We start from the raw sequence: 15,839 nt of genomic DNA, 5'->3' as shown, positions 1-15,839 counted from the left end.
CCATGGCGATACGCATCAACGGCACGGACGTCGCGGCCCCGGACGACGCGCGCGTCTCCCTGCTCGACCTCTTGCGCGAGCGCCTGCATCTCACCGGCACCAAGGTGGGCTGCAACCAGGGCGCCTGTGGCGCCTGCACGGTGCTCGTCGACGGAGAGCGGGTGCTGTCCTGCCTGACCCTGGCGGTGCAGGCGGACGGCCGGTCGGTCACGACGATCGAAGGGTTGGGCAGCGCCGACAGCCCCAACCCTCTGCAGGCGGCCTTCATCAAGCATGACGGCTTCCAGTGCGGCTACTGCACGCCCGGGCAGATCTGCGCGGCCACGGCCATGCTGCGCGAGGCCAAGGCGGGCATGCCGAGCTATCTCACCGCCGATCTGACCGCCGCGCCGGTTCTGCTGTCGCGCGACGAGGTGCGCGAGCGCATGAGCGGCAACCTGTGCCGCTGCGGCGCCCACAACGGCATCGTCGATGCCATCCTCGAGGTCGCGGCGGAGCACGCAGCATGAACCCGCTCAGCTATGTCCGCGCGGCGTCCGTCCGCGACATTCCCCCGATCGTGGCCGGGGATGGGCGCCGCCTCCTCGGCGGCGGCACCAACCTCGTCGATCTCATGCGCAAGGGCGTCGAGCGGCCGTCGCTGCTGGTCGACGTGACGGCGCTCCCCGCGACGATCCAGGAAGCGGAAGATGGCGGACTCGTCATCGGCGCGGCCGCCCGCAACACGGCCGTCGCGGCACACCCCCTGGTACGGGCGCGCTATCCGATGCTGTCCCGGGCGATCCTGTCGGGCGCGTCGGCGCAGGTGCGCAACATGGCGACCATCGCCGGCAACCTGATGCAGCGGACGCGGTGCGTGTATTTCACCGATGTCGCCGGCTCGCGCTGCAACAAGCGCGCACCGGGGAGCGGCTGCGACGCCATCGGCGGCTTCAACCGCTACCATGCGATCCTCGGCGCCTCCTCGGCCTGCATCGCAACGCACCCGTCGGACATGTGCGTGGCGCTGGCGGCCCTCGACGCGCGCATCCATGTGGACGGGGCCGCCGGCCCGCGGACCATTCCCATGGTCGAGTTCCATCGCCTGCCGGGCGATACGCCGGACCGGGACACGGCGCTGGAGCCCGGCGACGTGATCGTGGCCGTCGAGATCCCGGCCTCGCCCTTCGCCGCCCGATCGGCCTATCGCAAGGTCCGCGACCGCGCGAGCTTCGCCTTCGCGCTCGTCTCGGTGGCGGCGGGGCTGACCCTGCACGAGGAGCGGATCGCCGACATCCGCATCGCCTTCGGCGGCATCGCCCCCAAGCCGTGGCGGGCCTTCCATGCCGAGGCGATGCTGCGCGGCGCACCTGCCACGATGGCCGGCTTCGAGGCCGCGGCTGCGGCCGAGCTGGCGGACGCCGAGCCGCTGCCCGGAAACGCCTTCAAGCTCGAGCTGGCGAAGCGCAGCCTGAGCGCCGTTCTTGCCGAGCTGGCGGGAGTTGACCGATGAGCAGGGTCCAGAATGTCGTCGTCGGCTCGGTCAGGACCGCGCTCGGCTGGGTGCCGGCGCAATGGCTGCCCGGCGGCACGCCCGATCCGCTGATCGAGCGGCGGGTGGCGATCGGACGGCAGGCCTCCCGCCTGGACGGCCCGCTGAAGGTGGCCGGCGAGGCGCGCTTCGCCGCCGAGGTCGCCATGGATCGGCTCACCTACGCGGCCCTGGTGCACAGCCCGGTGACACGGGGGCGGATCACGCGGCTCGACACCCAGGCCGCCGAGGCGGCGCCGGGCGTCGTCCTGGTGGTGACCCATCGCAACATGCTGCGCCTGGGCACCCTGCCCCTCATCAGCCTCAGCGACATGTCCGCCGTCGGCAACAGCAACCTGCCGATCCTGCAGGACGGCGAGATCCGCTATAACGGGCAGGTCGTCGCGCTCGTCATCGCCGAAACCCAGGAGCAGGCGGACCATGCCGCGGCGCTGATCGAACTCGACTATGCGGTCGAGGCCGCCAAGACGCGCTTCGAGGACGCCAAGGCCGAGGCGCGTGTGCCGGCGTCGATCCTCATCGAGAAGAACCACGTCGCCATCGGCAACGCCGAGCGCGAGCTGGCGAGGGCCCCCTACCGAGTCGACAACCTCTATCGGACGCCGGGCCAGAACCACAACGCCATCGAGCTCCACGCCCTCACCGTCGCCTGGCAGGGCGAGCAGTTGCTGGTGCACGACGCGACGCAGATGGTCGCCGCCAGCGCCGGCGCCATTGCCAAGCTGTTCGGCATCAAGAAGGAGCAGGTGCGGGTGCTGTCGCCCTTCGTCGGTGGCGGCTTCGGCGGCAAGGGGCTGTGGGATCACCAGATCCTCGCCATCGCGGCGGCCAAGCTCACCGGCCGGCCGGTGCGCCTGGCGCTGAGCCGCGAGGGCGTTTACCGCATCATCGGCGGGCGCAGCCCGTCCGAGCAGCGCGTCGCCATCGGCGCCGATGCGCAGGGCCGATTCACGGCGCTGGTGCACACCGGCTACTCGGTCATGCCGCCCTATGGGGCGTGCCCCGAGCAATACACCATGGGCACGCGCTCGCTCTACGGCGCCAAGAGCTTCGAGATCCTCCAGCGCCATATCGACCTCGACATCGTGCCCAACACCTTCATGCGCGCCCCGGGCGAAGCCATCGGCACCTTCGCGGTCGAGAGCGCGGTCGACGAGCTGGCGCACGCCATGGGCCTCGACCCGATCGAGCTGCGCCTGCGCAACGTACCCGAGCGCCATCCGATCTCCGGCGCCCCTTTCTCGCAGCACGGCTTGCGACAAGCCTATACCGACGGCGTCCAGCGCTTCGGGTGGGAGCGGCGCAAGGCCGAGCCCGGCACCTGGCGCGAGGGCGAGTGGCGCATCGGCCTGGGCTGCGCCACCGGCAGCTTCCCCTATGCGCGCATGCCGGGCGCCAACGTCCGCCTCACCCTCCATGGCGACGGATCGGCGACCGTCTCCTGCTCGGCGCAGGAGATGGGCATGGGCACGGCGACCGTCCAGGTGCAGCACGCCGCCGACCGGCTCGGCCTGCCGCTCGAGGCGATCACCTTCGAAATGGGCGATTCCGCCCTGCCCGCCGCGCCCATGGCCGGTGGGTCGTGCCAGACCGTGTCGGTCGCCGGCGCCATCGTGGCGGCGGCGGACAAGCTCGCCGGCGAGCTGTTGCGGCTGGCCGGCAACGACAGCCCGGTTGCCGGCCTGCGCGCCGGCGAGGTGCGCTTCGCCGACGCGGGCATCGCCGGCATCGAGGAGCCCGCGCGGCACGAGACCTTTCGCTCGATCCTGGCGCGCGCCGGACGCGACGCCGTCACCGTCACCGCGGCGGGCAGCGCCCCGCTGGAATTTTTGAAGTTCGCCATGCACAGCTCGTCGGCGATCTTCTGCGCGCTGCGGGTCAGCGACGTCACCGGGGAAGTGCGCCTCGACCGGCTGCTCGGGTCGTTCGACTGCGGCACGATCCTCAACCCGATGACCGCCGCCAGCCAGTTCCGGGGCGGCATGATCATGGGGATCGGCCTGGCGCTGACCGAGGAGACGCTGTTCGACGAGCGCAGCGGCCGGATCATGAACGCCTCGCTCGCCGATTATCACCTGCCCGCCCATCTCGACGTGCCGGAGATCGACGTGATGTGGACCGGCATCCCCGATCCGCGCTCGCCGCTCGGCGCCCGCGGCATCGGCGAGATCGGCATCACTGGCGTCGCGGCGGCCATCGCCAACGCGGTGTTCAACGCGACGGGCAAGCGAGTGCGCGACCTGCCGATCACGCTGGATAAGCTGCTGTGATCGTGGTGCGAGGCGCGACGAGCGTTCTTGAGCGATGGTGGCACGCGCAAGCCGCTCGACCGTGGTCCCCGGAGCGAGCTAGCATGTCGCGGTGATCGGCGCCCACGACGGATCCATGGCGCCCTTCATCGCGAGGTGGCGTGATGGCGCGCCTGCTGTCCTTGAATGTGGGGCTCCCCCGCGACGTTGCCTGGCAGAGCCGGACGGTCCGCACCGCGGTCTGGAAAGAGCCGGTTCAGGGCCGGCGCATGGCGCGGCGGCTCAACGTCGACGGCGATGGTCAAGGCGATCTCGCCGGGCACGGCGGCGAGCACCGCGCCGTCTTCGTGTATCAGATCGAATCCTATCGCTACTGGGAACGCCACCTCGACCGGAGCGATTTCACCTGCGGCCAATTCGGCGAGAACTTTACCGTCGAAAGCCTGGCTGACGATCAGGTGTGCATCGGCGATCGTTACCGTATCGGAAACGCCTTGTTCGAGGTCACTCAGCCGCGCGTGACCTGCTACCGCCTCGGCATGCGCATGAACGAGCCGCAGATGCCGGCGCTGCTCGTCGCGCATGACCGGCCCGGTTTCTATTTTCGCGTCATCGAGGAGGGAGAGGTCGAGGCCGGCGACGAGATCGTGCGCGTCATGCAAGGCCCCGAGGGCATGACCATCGCCGAGGTGAATGCGCTCCTCTACAAGCCCGGTCATTCCGCCGACCAGCTGGAAAGGGCGTTGCGCATATCGGCGTTGAGCCCCGGCTGGCGCCGCTCGTTCAGGGCGCTGCTGGACCAGGCGCGCAGCCCGGGCGCCACGACGGGCAATGCCGGGCTCGCCGGAACCACGGGCCAACGGCCGGCATGGGCGGGGTTTCACCCGATGCGGGTGACCGGCAAGATCCGCGAGAGCAAGACCGTCACCTCGCTGCGGCTCGAGCCTGCCGATGGCCGGCCCCTCGCGGCCGGGCTGCCGGGACAATTTGCCGTGCTCCGCCTGCGGCCGGCGCCCGACGCACCACCGCTCCTGCGCAGCTATTCACTTTCGGGCGGGCCGAGCGAGGGGAGCTACCGCATCAGCGTCAAACGCAACACCGGCGGTGTGGCTGGGACCTACATCGCCGACGGCATCCAGGCCGGCGACATCGTCGAGATGGCGGCTCCGCGCGGCTGCTTCACATTGCAAGCTGGGGACGGACCGGTCGTCTTGCTGAGTGCCGGCATCGGCGCGACCCCCGTGCTCGCCATGCTGTTGTCGCTGGCCGCCACAAAGTCACGACGAGAGGTCTGGTGGCTGCACGGCGCGCGCGACCGCGAGGAGCATGTGTTTGCCGAAGAGGTGCGGGCTGCATTGAAGGCGTTGCCGCGTGCTCACAGCCGCATCCGCTATAGCGCGCCGGCCGCCGGCGACCGGCTTGGCGTCGATTTCGACGCGCCCGGTCGCGTCGGCGCCGCCGATCTCGCGGAGCTGGACGTGCCCCGCGAGGCCGATTTCTACCTGTGCGGGCCGGCCGCCTTCATGAGCGATGTGTCGGGCGGCCTCGCCGGTTGGGGGGTGGCCGCCGGCCGCATCCACACCGAGAACTTCGGGAGCGGACCATCGCTGACGCCCGGCATTGCCGGCATGTCTCGCAGGAGCCCGCACCTGCCGGCGGGGCCTGCCGGCTCGGGGCCACTCGTGTCTTTCGCGCGCAGCGGCCTCAACGTGCGCTGGGGGGCGCCGTACCAAAGCCTGCTGGAGCTTGCCGAGGCATGCGACGTCCCGGTGCGGTGGTCGTGCCGCAGCGGGGTCTGCCACAACTGCGAAACCGCGCTCGTCGCCGGTGCGGTCAGCTATCAACCGGAGCCGGTCGACCCGCCGGCGGCCGACAACGTGCTGATCTGCTGCTCTCGCCCCAAGGCCGATATCGTGATCGACCTTTGAACTGTTGCGCGCCCCTCGCGAAGGTCAAGATCGGCCATCGGCGACGGCCGAGGAGGTTCGAGATGGAAGACGAGCAGATTCGACGGGCTCTCGATCGCCACTGGGCCGCCTCCGATGCCAGCGACTTCGAAGCGGAGCACGACATCTATCGGGACGACGCGGTGCTCGAATATCCGCAGTCGGGCGAGCGCATCCGCGGCCGCCGCAACATCCAGTCGTCGCGCGCCGCGCAGCCGAACCGCAAGCACTTCACCGTGCGGCGGATGACCGGCACGGGCGACCTCTGGGTCACCGAATTCGTCCTCACCTATGATGGGCGGCCGTCCTACACCGTCAGCATCATGGAGTTCCTGGAGGGCAAGGTGGCCCGCGAGACCCAGTACTTCGGCGACCCGTTCGAGCCGGGCCCGTCACGCGCGCAATGGGTCGAGCGAATAGTCTGAAGCTGGCCCGCCGCAGGGATGGCCATCGCACCCCTCTCTCGCGCGGAACTGCCCATCGAGACGGTCGCGCTCGCCCGCCACCTCATCGGCAAGCTCATCGTGCGTGAGCTGCCCGGGGGCGTGGTCAGCGGCCGGATCGTCGAGACCGAGGCGTATATCGTCGGCGACGCCGCAGGGCACGCCTACCGCGGCATGACCCCGCGCAATCGCTCGCTGTTTCTGGAGCGGGGCCACGCTTACGTCTATCTGGCCTACGGCATCTCCTACATGCTGAATGTCTCCAGCGAGACGCCCGGGATCGGAGCCGGCGTGCTCGTGCGGGCGCTCGAGCCGGTCGACGGCATCGAGATCATGCAGCGCAATCGCCGCACCGAGCGCCTGCGCGACCTGACGCGCGGACCTGGACGGCTGGCCCAAGCCTTGGCGATCGACCGTCGGCTCGACGGGCTCGACCTGTGCCGCCGCGGGCCGCTCTGGCTGCGCCGTGCCGACCGCGAGCCCGGCGACATCGGCCAGAGCGTGCGCATCGGCATCACGCGCGACGCGGAGCGTCCGCTGCGATTTTTCCTGTTGGACAGCCCGTTCGTCAGCGGTCCCCGCTCTCTGAACGGCCGCTGAGGGCGAGGAAGGGGCCAGATCCCCCGTGCTTGACAACCTTCCTACTAGAAGGTAGACAAGCGTCATGAGCAACCTGTCCAGCACGTCGGATGACATTCTCCGGTGCGCGCGCGCCTTGATCATTGCCGGAGGCTATAACGGCTTCAGCTATGCCGACATCTCTGAAGTCGTCGGCATTCGCAAGGCCAGCATCCACCATCATTTTCCCAGCAAGGCCGATCTGGTCCGCATCCTCGTGGCGAAATACCGCGAGGAAGCCGAGGCGGGACTGGCTGAACTTGAACGTTATCATCCGGAGCCGTCGGATCAGCTGCGCGCCTACACGGGTTACTGGGCCGCCTGCATCGGCGATCCGACCACCAGCTTCTGCGTGTGCGCCCTGCTGGCAAGCGAAATACCCGCGCTGCCGCCGGATATCGTGCTGGAGGTGAGGGCTCATTTCCGGGCGCTGTCGGCGTGGCTGACCTCCGTTCTGGAGCGGGGCGCGCAACGCGGCACCCTTGCTCTCTCCGGCTCCGCGCGCGGCGAGGCGGAGGCGTTCATGGCCACCGTGCACGGCGCCATGCTCTCGGCCCGAGCCTATGGCGATCCGAAGATCTTCGGCGTCATCACCCAGCCCTTGATGGACAGGCTCGTCGCCGTCCGAACGTGACGGCGGCGGCCGGAGCCGCAATTTGCCCACCGGCCCTACCATCTAATCGGTAGCCGCCCAACCGACTGCGGCCAATCACCCTACCTTCTAGTTGGATGGACAAAGGAGAGATCCATGAGCGACATGACCATCGACCAGCCGAGCGCAGCCCAGGGCAACAGCTGGCTGACGTCCTATTACTTCACGCGCGCCGCCGTTTCAGCCGGCTGGGTGGCGGCCGCGGTCACGCTGGGAAAGAGCACGCCCGCGGTGGCGGCCGTGCTGCTGCTCGCCTATCCGGCCTGGGACGCCGCCGCCAATCTCGTCGACGCCCAGCGCAACGGGGGCCTGAAGCGGAACGCGACCCAGGCGCTCAACGTCGTCGTCAGCGGTGCGGCGACCGTGGCGGTCGCGATCGCGCTCGGGATCAGCATGAATGCGGTGCTCGGCGTGTTCGGGGCCTGGGCCGTTCTCGCAGGTGTGACCCAGCTTGCGACGGGCATCCGCCGCTGGAAAAGCTACGGCGCGCAATGGGCGATGATCCTCAGCGGCGCCCAGTCGGCGCTCGCCGGCGCCTTCTTCCTCAAGCAGGCCGGCGCGCCCGAGATACCGGGCATCACCACCGTCGCTCCCTACGCCGCCTTCGGCGCCTTCTATTTCCTCGTCTCGGCCCTCTGGCTGACCGTCGCGGCGGCGCGGCGCCGGAAAGTGGCATCCGGCGGCGCCTGACCCGACGCCGATTGACTGTTCGCGCCTCCCCCGACCCTGTCGCCGGACGCGGAACGCGCCTAACAGACGCCGAGATCCAGCAACTGAAAGCCGGGAAGGAAGGACGAAGAACACGATCACGCATCGGCTTTTGCATGGAGCGTCCTCGCTACACGCGGTCGCCAACCGAGGCTCGCGGCCCTATGAGGGGGCGATGTCTTCTCCGCCGCCACCGCACGCGCTCATACAGGCCCGCACAGCCGCACCGCCCGGTTGCGGTCGCCCCGAGGCCTCCGAGGCGATCGATCCATGACCACTGCGCTGGCGCGCTTCGGCCTGATGGCCGGCAACTTCGTCGTCGGGGTCACCATCCTCGCCCCCGCCGGCATGCTGGGCGAGCTTGCGCGGGGCCTCGAGGTCAGCGTGCGCGACGCGGGCCTGCTGGTGACCTACGGCGCCGTGGTGCTGTGCCTGGGCTCGCCACTGATGGCCTGGCTCACCGCGCGCCTCGACCGCAAGGTGCTGCTGGCGGGGACGCTGGCTGCCATGGTGGCCGGCAACCTCGCCTCGGCGCTGGCGCCCGACTATGCCACCCTCCTGATCATCCGCCTGCTCACCCTGGTGTTCGCGGCGCTTTACACGCCGCAGGCGGCGAGCACGGTGGCGCTCATGATGTCGGAGCGGGAGCGGGCGAGCGCCATCGCCCTGGTGTTCCTGGGCTGGGCGTTGGCCTTTGCCATCGGGCTGCCGCTGCTCACCATGCTGGCCGAGCCGCTCGGCTGGCGCGGCGCCTACGGCGCCATCGCCGCCGCCGCCCTGCTCAGCACCGCCCTGCTGATGCGGGCGCTGCCGCGCCGCCTGCGCGGGCAGCCGCTGTCGCTGGCCAGCTTCGGCACCATCGCCCGCGACAGACAGATCCTGCTCATCCTCCTGGTGTCGCTCCTCTCCACCGCTGGCCAACTCGCCATCTTCATCTACATGGCGCCGCTGCTCAGTGCGCTCGCCGGCGCCGGCAAGGAGGTGGCCGGCAGCTTCTTCGCTTTGTTCGGCGGTGCGAGCCTGATCGGCAACATCGCCGCCAGCCGCATCGTGCAGCCGCTCGGCGCGCGGCGCACGCTCGCCATCTGCCTCGGCCTGGTCATTGCCGGCATCGCGGCGTGGACGCTGGCAGCCGGCTCCCTTGCCGCCATGGGCGTGGGCCTGGCGCTGTGGGGCCTGGGCTTCGCCGCCACCAACTCCATGCAACAGGCCCGCCTGAACGCCGCCGCGCCGGCGCTGGCCAGCGTCTCCATCGCCCTCAACACCTCCCTGGCCTACGTCGGCCAGGCGGTGGGCACGGGCCTCGGCGGCTGGCTCATCGCGCAGGGCCGCCCCGAGGCGGTGGGTTATGCGGCGCTGGCGCTGGCCGCCGCGTCGGGGATTGTGCTGGCGCTGGAAGGCGACCGACGCCGCGAGGGCGTGCGATCGCAGGCGGCGTGAGCCGCCGCTGCGCCGGCGCCGGTCAGGCCCCCGCCTTGCGCTGCTTCAGCCATTGCGACCAGAGCGCGGCGACCCGCGCGCCATGCCGCTCCTCCAGGAAATCGGCGGCGACCACGCGGTCGGTGCGGAAGCTGCGGAAATCGCGTCGCAGCTCGCACCAGGCGATCAGCATGCGGATCGTCTCCATATAGCCGAGCTTGATCGGCCATATCGTCCGTGACGTCTCCGCGCCGCGCTCATCCCGGTATGCGATGAGAATCTTGCGGCCGGCGTGGATCCACTGTCGCGTGCGAACGATATCGAGCCGATCCTCGTATTTGTCTTTCGGACCCGGCGGCGTGGCGACCGCGGGCTCCATCACGACCGGCCGCAGATGGTCGGGCACGACGGACGCGATCTTGGCGACAAGGTCGCGCGCCGCGTTGGCGAGCACGGCATCGCCGCGCCCTGCCACCCACTGCGCGCCCAGCACCGCCGCCTCGATCTCATCGCGCGTCAGCATCAGGGGCGGCATGTCGAAGTCGCTGTCGAGGACGTAGCCCAGGCCCGCTTCGCCCCGGATCGGCACCCGCTGGGCCATGAGGTCGGCGATGTCGCGATAGACGGTGCGCTTCGATACCTCCAGCTCGGCGCCGATGGCGTCCGCCGTCAGGGGCCTGCGAGCACCGCGCAGGATCTGGATGATCTGAAAAAGACGATCGGCGCGCCGCACTCGCTGCTTCCTGCTGCCATGATGCTGTCAACAGGGTTCGCCTAGGAGGCGGTTCAGCGCAAGCGGCAACGCGCGCCAAGAAAGGGATATCCCGATGATCACGCTCTACCACGCCCCGCAAAGCCGCTCGAGCCGGATGATCTGGCTGCTCGAGGAGCTGGGTGCGCCCTACGTTATTCGCCCCGTCTCCATCTTCCGCTGGATGACCGGGCTCGGCGAGCCCGATCCCGCCAATCCGCACCCCGACAAGCTCGTGCCCGCGATCGTCGACGGCGATACCCTGGTCGCGGAATCCGTGGCGATCGTTCTCTATCTGACCGATGCCGTCCCCGCCGCCGGGCTTGGTCCGCAAGTGGGCGACCCGCGCCGCGGCGACTACCTGACCTGGCTTGCCTGGTACGCAGCGGCGCTCGAGCCCGCCATGTTCGCGCAGTTCGGCAATGAGCTCGATGCCAATGCAATGAAGAAGCGCAGCTATGACAAGGCGGTCCAGCGTCTGGAAAGCACGCTTGCCAAGTCGCCGTTTCTGCTCGGCGATCGCTTCACCGGCGTCGACCTGCTCGTCGGCAGTGCGCTGGCGTTCGGGCGACGCGCCTTTCCCGACAGCGCCGTGCTCGACGCCTTCATTGCACGCTGCCAGGCGCGCCCGGCCTATCAGCGCGCCGTCGGCCTCGACGGAGCCGAGGGCGTGCAGAAGGCCGCTTGAGACGGCCCGACCGGGTCAATTCTGCGGGGCATGGTGCGGCCATCGCACCGCGTCATGCTCAGCGATCTCTCCGGCGCTCCTTCAGACGGAGCGCCCAATCTCCGGCGGCACCGCTATTGCCTGCGACGCCGCACGCTGCCGCAGATTACACTGCCACCGCAGTGAGTTCGAACATCAGCGCCCGGTGAAGCGCGCCTTGCGCTTCTCGACGAACGCGTTCCGCCCCTCGAGCGCGTCGGCGCTCGTCCGGATCTCGGACTGCGCCTCCAGCTCGTGGCGAAACTGCTCCTCGAAGCTCGCATGCTCGCTGACATCGAGCAGTTGTCGCGTGGCGACGAGCGCGCGCGTCGGGCCATCGGCCAGACGCCGCGCCAAGGTCAGCGCCTCCTCCTGAAGCTGCCCATCGTCGACGACGCTGCGCACCAGGCCCATGCCGTGGGCCGCCTCGGCGGAGAGCGGCTCGTTCAGCAGCATCAGCTCGAGCGCCCGCTGCCGGCCGATCACCCGCGGCAGCATCCATGTGGAGCCGAGATCGGGCACGAGCCCGATCCGGCTGAACACCTGGATGAAGCTCGCCGACCGCGCCGCCACGATGATGTCGCCGGCCATCGCCAGGCTGAAGCCCCCGCCGGCCGCCACGCCGTTGACCGCCACCACCACCGGCACGCGGCACTCGCGCAACGCTCTGAAGGCCGGCCAATAGTGGCGCATGACGCCGGCCAGGAGATCCGGCCCGAGCGCTTCCGAAGCCTTGAGGTTCTGCCCGGAGCAAAAGGCCCTGCCGGCGCCGGTCAGGACCAGGGCCCGAATGCCCTCGTCGCCTGTCATCTCGGCGATGCCGGAGGCCAAGCCGCCCAACAGGTCCGGCGTCATTGCATTCAAAGAGGCCGGCTCGTCGAGGGTGAGAATCCCGACCCCACCGTCCCGCTCCTGTTTCACCCCAGCCATGGTCGTCTCTCCCGATGGATATTGTCGATCGCCCGCACTGTGCCATGGTTTGCTGGTTGCGCCAGCGCCAAGCGCGGGCGCAGCGAGGCAAGACGGCAGCGCCTCGTCGGTTCGGATGATCTCATCCAAGGGCGAAATGCTCCGGACCAATGAACGGTCGCGGCAGCCTCAGTTCCGGAGCTAGCAAAGTCGACGCGGCAGCGCGAGCAGCAAGGTGGCCTTGCCTTCTGCCTGCAGGCCACCCTGTTCTAAATGAATTCGCGCAGCTGCGAAGCTCGGCGCGCAAAAAAGCTTTCCGTCTAACCCGGCGCTGCCACTTTCGAAGGAGGGTTGCGCCGATTGGATGAGGTGCCATGCGCGCCCCTCCATCTTACCATAATGCGCCGCGGCCGGCTACCAATCGAAGGAGCCGCGCTCAGCCGTCAGCTGGCAAACGACCTTAGATCATCATTCGCGCCTTGCAGCTTCATCGCCGTCTTGTCGCGAGCTCTCACGTGGTCTGCGCCGCTGACGTTGCAAGCATCCCCCAGTAAAAGCTCCGGCTTCGGGGAGCCGGCCAAGACGATACCTGAAGTCGATCATGACCGCCGCCGTCCCACCTGAGCCACGGTGACCTCGACGCGCTCCAGTCTCCACGAACAATGGACGCTTCGCATGGAACGATCTCTCGCGACCGAGGGCGGGCAGCAGACCCTGGACGCAGGGTCGTGGGCTCGCCGCAGACTGCGGGACGCCCGCCTCGTTCAGATCCATATCGCCAATGCACTGATGACGAGGGCGCCCCTCGTCCCCGGCGTGTCGACATTGCTCAAGGCCGCCGGGGACTTTGATCCGTCCCGTCGAGCTCTCGAGCTTGCCGCCGGCTTTCGCCGCCCCTTCGGCTCCCTCGCAGAAGCACGGGCGGCCATCCATCACTATGCCAATGAGGGCCACAGCAATCCTGCCAACGCCTCGCTTCACGAGATGCTCGGCCTCCGGCCTCGGCCGAGCGACTACGCCGCGATGTTTCACCTGCAGCCGATCATTGGTGAAGCCCGACATATCCTGGATCTGGGGGGCAACATCGGAAACCTGTACTATTGCTACCGGTCTCGTTTAAGACTCCCCGCCGCGTTGACTTGGGAAGTCTTCGACTTGCCCGCCATGACCGAGATCGGTCGCTCTCTGGCCAAAGAGAGGAAAGCCGATCAGCTCATGTTCGTCGATTCACTCGAGCATGCGCAACCATGCGACATCTTGATCATTTCGGGCTCCCTGCACTACTTTGAGAAACCGCTGTCCGAGATCATTGCCAGCCTACGTGCAGCTCCAATGCACGTCATCATCAACCGCACGCCGCTCACAAACGGCAAGCCTTTCGCGACCGTGCAGGAGGCGGACGGCTTTCGCGTGGCGTGCATCGTCCGCAACAAGTCCGAGCTCATCGCCGATCTGACGGGAGCCGGATACCGGCTGAACGACGAATGGACCGCGCTCGAGAACTCCATTCGATTGCCGGCATTTCCGACCCGGGAGATACCGGCGTACTCCGGCCTCGCCTTCACCCTTGACGAGCGCCCGAAGCATGTCCCGAGCGGATGAGGTGCCGGGGCAAGGGACCGAAATACCTCTAATCCCGAGCGCCACACCGTTTCGCTATCGCCAATCTCCAATCAGGGGAGCTCCAGTGGGGCCGGCAAAGCCAGTTGCCTGCCTAGAGCATTTCGCCATTGGATGGACCCATCCAATGGCAGAGAAATGCTCATAGTCTTTTGAATCTGGAGCGCTTTCTCGCGATTGGGTGTTCCCACCCAATCGCAAAGCGCTCTAGGAGCCTGACACCCTCGGAGCGGCTTCTCGACGTCATTGCAGGGAGCGATACAGGGCCGGATGTCGGACCTTGGCCAGCTGCCAGAGAACAGCCCACATCGATGCTGAGCCTTCGCCAAGAGGTGCCCCATGAAGGGTCGCATTTGGACATTGCCAGGTCTCAAGCAACTTCGTCGTTCGGGGCGCCTGAACGCCATGCTGCACCGATGCTACGGCGATTTTTGGGGCACGTTCCCCACGCGCTACGCAGCATTGGGCTATCTGAGGCCTTCGGACCGCGTCGTCTACGACGATGACCGCATGGTCGACATCAACGTCGACCTCTTCGGCCGTATCCACCCCTTCGACTGGCCGATCATCTTCTATCTGCAGCGGCTCATCGCCGAAGGCAAGCTGCGGCGTGTCATCGACCTCGGCGGCCATATCGGCGTCAAATACTTCGCCTATCGTACCGTCATCGACTTTCCGGCCGACATGGTGTGGCAGGTGGTCGAGGTGCCGGCGATGTGTCGCGAAGGCCGAAAGCGCGCGACTGGTCTCCCACAGTTGGCATTTTACGACCGCATCGGCGACGCCGAGCCTTCTGATGTATTGATCTGCTCTGGAGCGATACAATACTTCGACACGCCTTTCGAAAATATCTTGTCTGACCTCTCGACGCCGCCACCGATGATCTTGCTGAACAAGATTTCATGCACCGACGAGCCGAGCTTCTATACGCTGGAAAGCTTCGGTATCGGGCGCATGCCGCATCGCGTGATGGCGCTCTCGGAGCTGAATGCCGCCCGCGAACACTGCGGCTATTCGCTTGCGACGCGGTGGGACATCCCCCATCGCACGTTTGTGGTACGAGCCGCAGACGGCGAACATGCGGTCCATATGATTGGTGAAGCGTGGAATAGCAGGCGAAGCGCTGCCGCGAGCAGCAGCCAGACGGCCACCTCCAGCGAGCGGCGCGCAGTGGCGTCGGCCGATGGGAGCATGCCTCGCGAGGCGCCCCGGGCCGCGGCTTGATGCGCGCGGACCGTCACCCGTCGTCCGTTTTCCTCCGGATCGGGCTCCGGCGATCTCCGCCGGAGCCGCTCTCCCCACGTGCCTGTCCACTGTCAGATGGCTGTCCTACGACATGGCCGGTGCGGGCGGCGCCGGCTCGTCCGGCAGCGGGATGAACTCCGCATCGTCGGCATCCGGCAGCTTCATCCGTCCCGCCTTCCAGTCCGATGCCGCCTGCGCGAGCCGCTCCCTCGAGGAGGACACGAAGTTCCAGTAGATGAACCGCTCGCCGACGGGCTCGCCGCCAAGGACCATCACGGCAGAGCGTTCCGCGGCCCGCACGCGCGAGGCGGCCGAGCCGAGCACCAGCATGCGGCCGCCCTCGTAGCGCGTACCATCCAGCTCCACCGCACCGGTCGCGATGTAGAGCGCGCGCTCCTTGTGGCCGCCCGGAATCTCGGCGGTCGCGCCCGGCGCCATGTCGAGATGCGCGTAGAACAGCGGCGAATGCGTTTCGGCGCCGGCCGTCAGGCCATAGGCGCTGCCGGCGATGAGCTGCCCGTTGACGCCGGCGTCGCTCCATTGCGGCAACCCGTGTCCGGCATGATGGGAGAAGGATGGGGCGATCTCCTCCTGCCCGGCCGGTAGCGCGACCCAAGCCTGGATGCCGTGCAGGTGGTCGCCCTGCGCCCGCGCGCGCTCGAAGCGCTCGCTATGGGTGATGCCGCGTCCCGCGGTCATCCAGTTGACCTCCTGCGGCCGGATCGCCTGCTCGTAGCCGAGGCTGTCGCGATGCATCACCTCGCCGGCAAACAGGTAGGTCACGGTCGACAGACCGATGTGCGGATGCGGGCGAACGTCGACGCTGCGATCAACGCCCGGCGCGAGATCGAGTGGCCCCATATGGTCGAAGAAGATGAAGGGGCCAACCATGCGCCGTTTTGCGAACGGCAGCACGCGGCCGACTTCGAAGCTGCCGCCAAGGTTATGCCGCCGCTGTTCGATGACCATTTCAATCATGTCGTCTCTCCTGATCGGTCCTCGCCACCGACAATATCGGAGCATCCGGGATGGCGTGCATTGC

At 68.2% G+C, this 15,839-nt stretch carries 15 protein-coding genes; 12 read left to right on the top strand and 3 right to left on the bottom strand.

What is annotated here, in order from left to right; genetic code table 11:
• Positions 1-2: 2 nt before the first annotated feature.
• The 9 genes from ACZ5PO_RS21940 to ACZ5PO_RS21900 all read left to right on the top strand — a co-directional run bounded on the left by ACZ5PO_RS21940 (position 3) and on the right by ACZ5PO_RS21900 (position 9,587).
• Positions 3-509, top strand: coding sequence for a 2Fe-2S iron-sulfur cluster-binding protein (locus ACZ5PO_RS21940; protein ID WP_464183881.1), 507 nt, complete (start codon positions 3-5; stop codon positions 507-509).
• A complete protein-coding gene (locus tag ACZ5PO_RS21935; protein WP_464183880.1) occupies positions 506-1,492 on the top strand; it encodes an FAD binding domain-containing protein in 987 nt (328 codons plus the stop codon). The genes ACZ5PO_RS21940 and ACZ5PO_RS21935 overlap by 4 nt, the downstream gene beginning before the upstream one ends.
• A complete protein-coding gene (locus ACZ5PO_RS21930) occupies positions 1,489-3,801 on the top strand; it encodes a xanthine dehydrogenase family protein molybdopterin-binding subunit (RefSeq protein ID WP_464183879.1) in 2,313 nt (770 codons plus the stop codon). The genes ACZ5PO_RS21935 and ACZ5PO_RS21930 overlap by 4 nt, the downstream gene beginning before the upstream one ends.
• Positions 3,802-3,944: 143 nt before the next feature.
• Complete coding sequence (locus ACZ5PO_RS21925) at positions 3,945-5,708, top strand: MOSC domain-containing protein (protein ID WP_464183878.1); 1,764 nt, start codon at positions 3,945-3,947, stop codon at positions 5,706-5,708.
• Between the two features lie 62 nt (positions 5,709-5,770).
• The gene (locus ACZ5PO_RS21920; RefSeq protein ID WP_464183877.1) at positions 5,771-6,151 is read left to right on the top strand and encodes a nuclear transport factor 2 family protein; all 381 of its coding nucleotides are present in this window, start codon (positions 5,771-5,773) and stop codon (positions 6,149-6,151) included.
• Between the two features lie 18 nt (positions 6,152-6,169).
• The gene (locus tag ACZ5PO_RS21915; protein WP_464183876.1) at positions 6,170-6,769 is read left to right on the top strand and encodes a DNA-3-methyladenine glycosylase; all 600 of its coding nucleotides are present in this window, start codon (positions 6,170-6,172) and stop codon (positions 6,767-6,769) included.
• 64 nt (positions 6,770-6,833) lie between these two features.
• Positions 6,834-7,421 (top strand): TetR/AcrR family transcriptional regulator, encoded by a 588-nt coding sequence (locus tag ACZ5PO_RS21910; RefSeq protein ID WP_464183874.1) that lies wholly within the window; start codon positions 6,834-6,836, stop codon positions 7,419-7,421.
• 114 nt (positions 7,422-7,535) lie between these two features.
• Positions 7,536-8,129, top strand: coding sequence for a DUF308 domain-containing protein (locus tag ACZ5PO_RS21905; RefSeq protein ID WP_464183873.1), 594 nt, complete (start codon positions 7,536-7,538; stop codon positions 8,127-8,129).
• Positions 8,130-8,417: 288 nt separating this feature from the next.
• Positions 8,418-9,587, top strand: a complete 1,170-nt coding sequence (locus ACZ5PO_RS21900; RefSeq protein ID WP_464183872.1) for an MFS transporter — start codon at positions 8,418-8,420, stop codon at positions 9,585-9,587.
• Between the two features lie 22 nt (positions 9,588-9,609).
• On the opposite strand, the gene ACZ5PO_RS21895 is transcribed toward ACZ5PO_RS21900, so the two are convergent.
• Entirely contained in the window at positions 9,610-10,299 is a 690-nt protein-coding gene (locus tag ACZ5PO_RS21895; protein WP_464183871.1) for a helix-turn-helix transcriptional regulator, read from the bottom strand.
• Positions 10,300-10,393: 94 nt separating this feature from the next.
• Here ACZ5PO_RS21895 and ACZ5PO_RS21890 point away from each other — a divergent pair, with 94 nt between their 5' ends.
• Positions 10,394-11,005: a glutathione S-transferase family protein gene (locus ACZ5PO_RS21890; RefSeq protein WP_464183869.1), complete on the top strand. Its 612-nt coding sequence runs from the start codon at positions 10,394-10,396 to the stop codon at positions 11,003-11,005.
• 174 nt (positions 11,006-11,179) lie between these two features.
• Here the strand turns inward: ACZ5PO_RS21890 and ACZ5PO_RS21885 are convergent, their stop codons facing one another.
• On the bottom strand, positions 11,180-11,953 hold the full coding sequence (locus tag ACZ5PO_RS21885; protein ID WP_464183867.1) for an enoyl-CoA hydratase-related protein: 774 nt from the start codon (positions 11,951-11,953) through the stop codon (positions 11,180-11,182).
• A 654-nt stretch (positions 11,954-12,607) separates the two neighbouring features.
• Between ACZ5PO_RS21885 and ACZ5PO_RS21880 the strand changes: the two genes are divergently transcribed.
• Positions 12,608-13,534 (top strand): methyltransferase, TIGR04325 family, encoded by a 927-nt coding sequence (locus ACZ5PO_RS21880; protein ID WP_464183866.1) that lies wholly within the window; start codon positions 12,608-12,610, stop codon positions 13,532-13,534.
• 357 nt (positions 13,535-13,891) lie between these two features.
• The gene (locus ACZ5PO_RS21875; RefSeq protein ID WP_464183865.1) at positions 13,892-14,776 is read left to right on the top strand and encodes a methyltransferase, TIGR04325 family; all 885 of its coding nucleotides are present in this window, start codon (positions 13,892-13,894) and stop codon (positions 14,774-14,776) included.
• 105 nt (positions 14,777-14,881) lie between these two features.
• Here the strand turns inward: ACZ5PO_RS21875 and ACZ5PO_RS21870 are convergent, their stop codons facing one another.
• Complete coding sequence (locus tag ACZ5PO_RS21870) at positions 14,882-15,820, bottom strand: pirin family protein (protein ID WP_464196988.1); 939 nt, start codon at positions 15,818-15,820, stop codon at positions 14,882-14,884.
• Positions 15,821-15,839: the final 19 nt, after the last annotated feature.

It is taken from the genome of Chelatococcus sp. KU-N122 (assembly GCF_055391085.1).
Note: the sequence above shows the minus strand (reverse complement) of the source record. Positions and strands in the feature narration are given on the sequence as shown.

What these genes read in the sequence shown, in the direction of transcription:
- ACZ5PO_RS21940 (WP_464183881.1), top strand. Translation starts at nt 3, where the DNA reads ATGGCGATACGCATCAACGGCACGGACGTCGCGGCCCCGGACGACGCG.
- ACZ5PO_RS21935 (WP_464183880.1), top strand. Translation starts at nt 506, where the DNA reads ATGAACCCGCTCAGCTATGTCCGCGCGGCGTCCGTCCGCGACATTCCC.
- ACZ5PO_RS21930 (WP_464183879.1), top strand. Translation starts at nt 1,489, where the DNA reads ATGAGCAGGGTCCAGAATGTCGTCGTCGGCTCGGTCAGGACCGCGCTC.
- ACZ5PO_RS21925 (WP_464183878.1), top strand. Translation starts at nt 3,945, where the DNA reads ATGGCGCGCCTGCTGTCCTTGAATGTGGGGCTCCCCCGCGACGTTGCC.
- ACZ5PO_RS21920 (WP_464183877.1), top strand. Translation starts at nt 5,771, where the DNA reads ATGGAAGACGAGCAGATTCGACGGGCTCTCGATCGCCACTGGGCCGCC.
- ACZ5PO_RS21915 (WP_464183876.1), top strand. Translation starts at nt 6,170, where the DNA reads ATGGCCATCGCACCCCTCTCTCGCGCGGAACTGCCCATCGAGACGGTC.
- ACZ5PO_RS21910 (WP_464183874.1), top strand. Translation starts at nt 6,834, where the DNA reads ATGAGCAACCTGTCCAGCACGTCGGATGACATTCTCCGGTGCGCGCGC.
- ACZ5PO_RS21905 (WP_464183873.1), top strand. Translation starts at nt 7,536, where the DNA reads ATGAGCGACATGACCATCGACCAGCCGAGCGCAGCCCAGGGCAACAGC.
- ACZ5PO_RS21900 (WP_464183872.1), top strand. Translation starts at nt 8,418, where the DNA reads ATGACCACTGCGCTGGCGCGCTTCGGCCTGATGGCCGGCAACTTCGTC.
- ACZ5PO_RS21890 (WP_464183869.1), top strand. Translation starts at nt 10,394, where the DNA reads ATGATCACGCTCTACCACGCCCCGCAAAGCCGCTCGAGCCGGATGATC.
- ACZ5PO_RS21885 (WP_464183867.1), bottom strand. Translation starts at nt 11,953, where the DNA reads ATGGCTGGGGTGAAACAGGAGCGGGACGGTGGGGTCGGGATTCTCACC.
- ACZ5PO_RS21880 (WP_464183866.1), top strand. Translation starts at nt 12,608, where the DNA reads ATGGAACGATCTCTCGCGACCGAGGGCGGGCAGCAGACCCTGGACGCA.
- ACZ5PO_RS21875 (WP_464183865.1), top strand. Translation starts at nt 13,892, where the DNA reads ATGAAGGGTCGCATTTGGACATTGCCAGGTCTCAAGCAACTTCGTCGT.
- ACZ5PO_RS21870 (WP_464196988.1), bottom strand. Translation starts at nt 15,820, where the DNA reads ATGCTCCGATATTGTCGGTGGCGAGGACCGATCAGGAGAGACGACATG.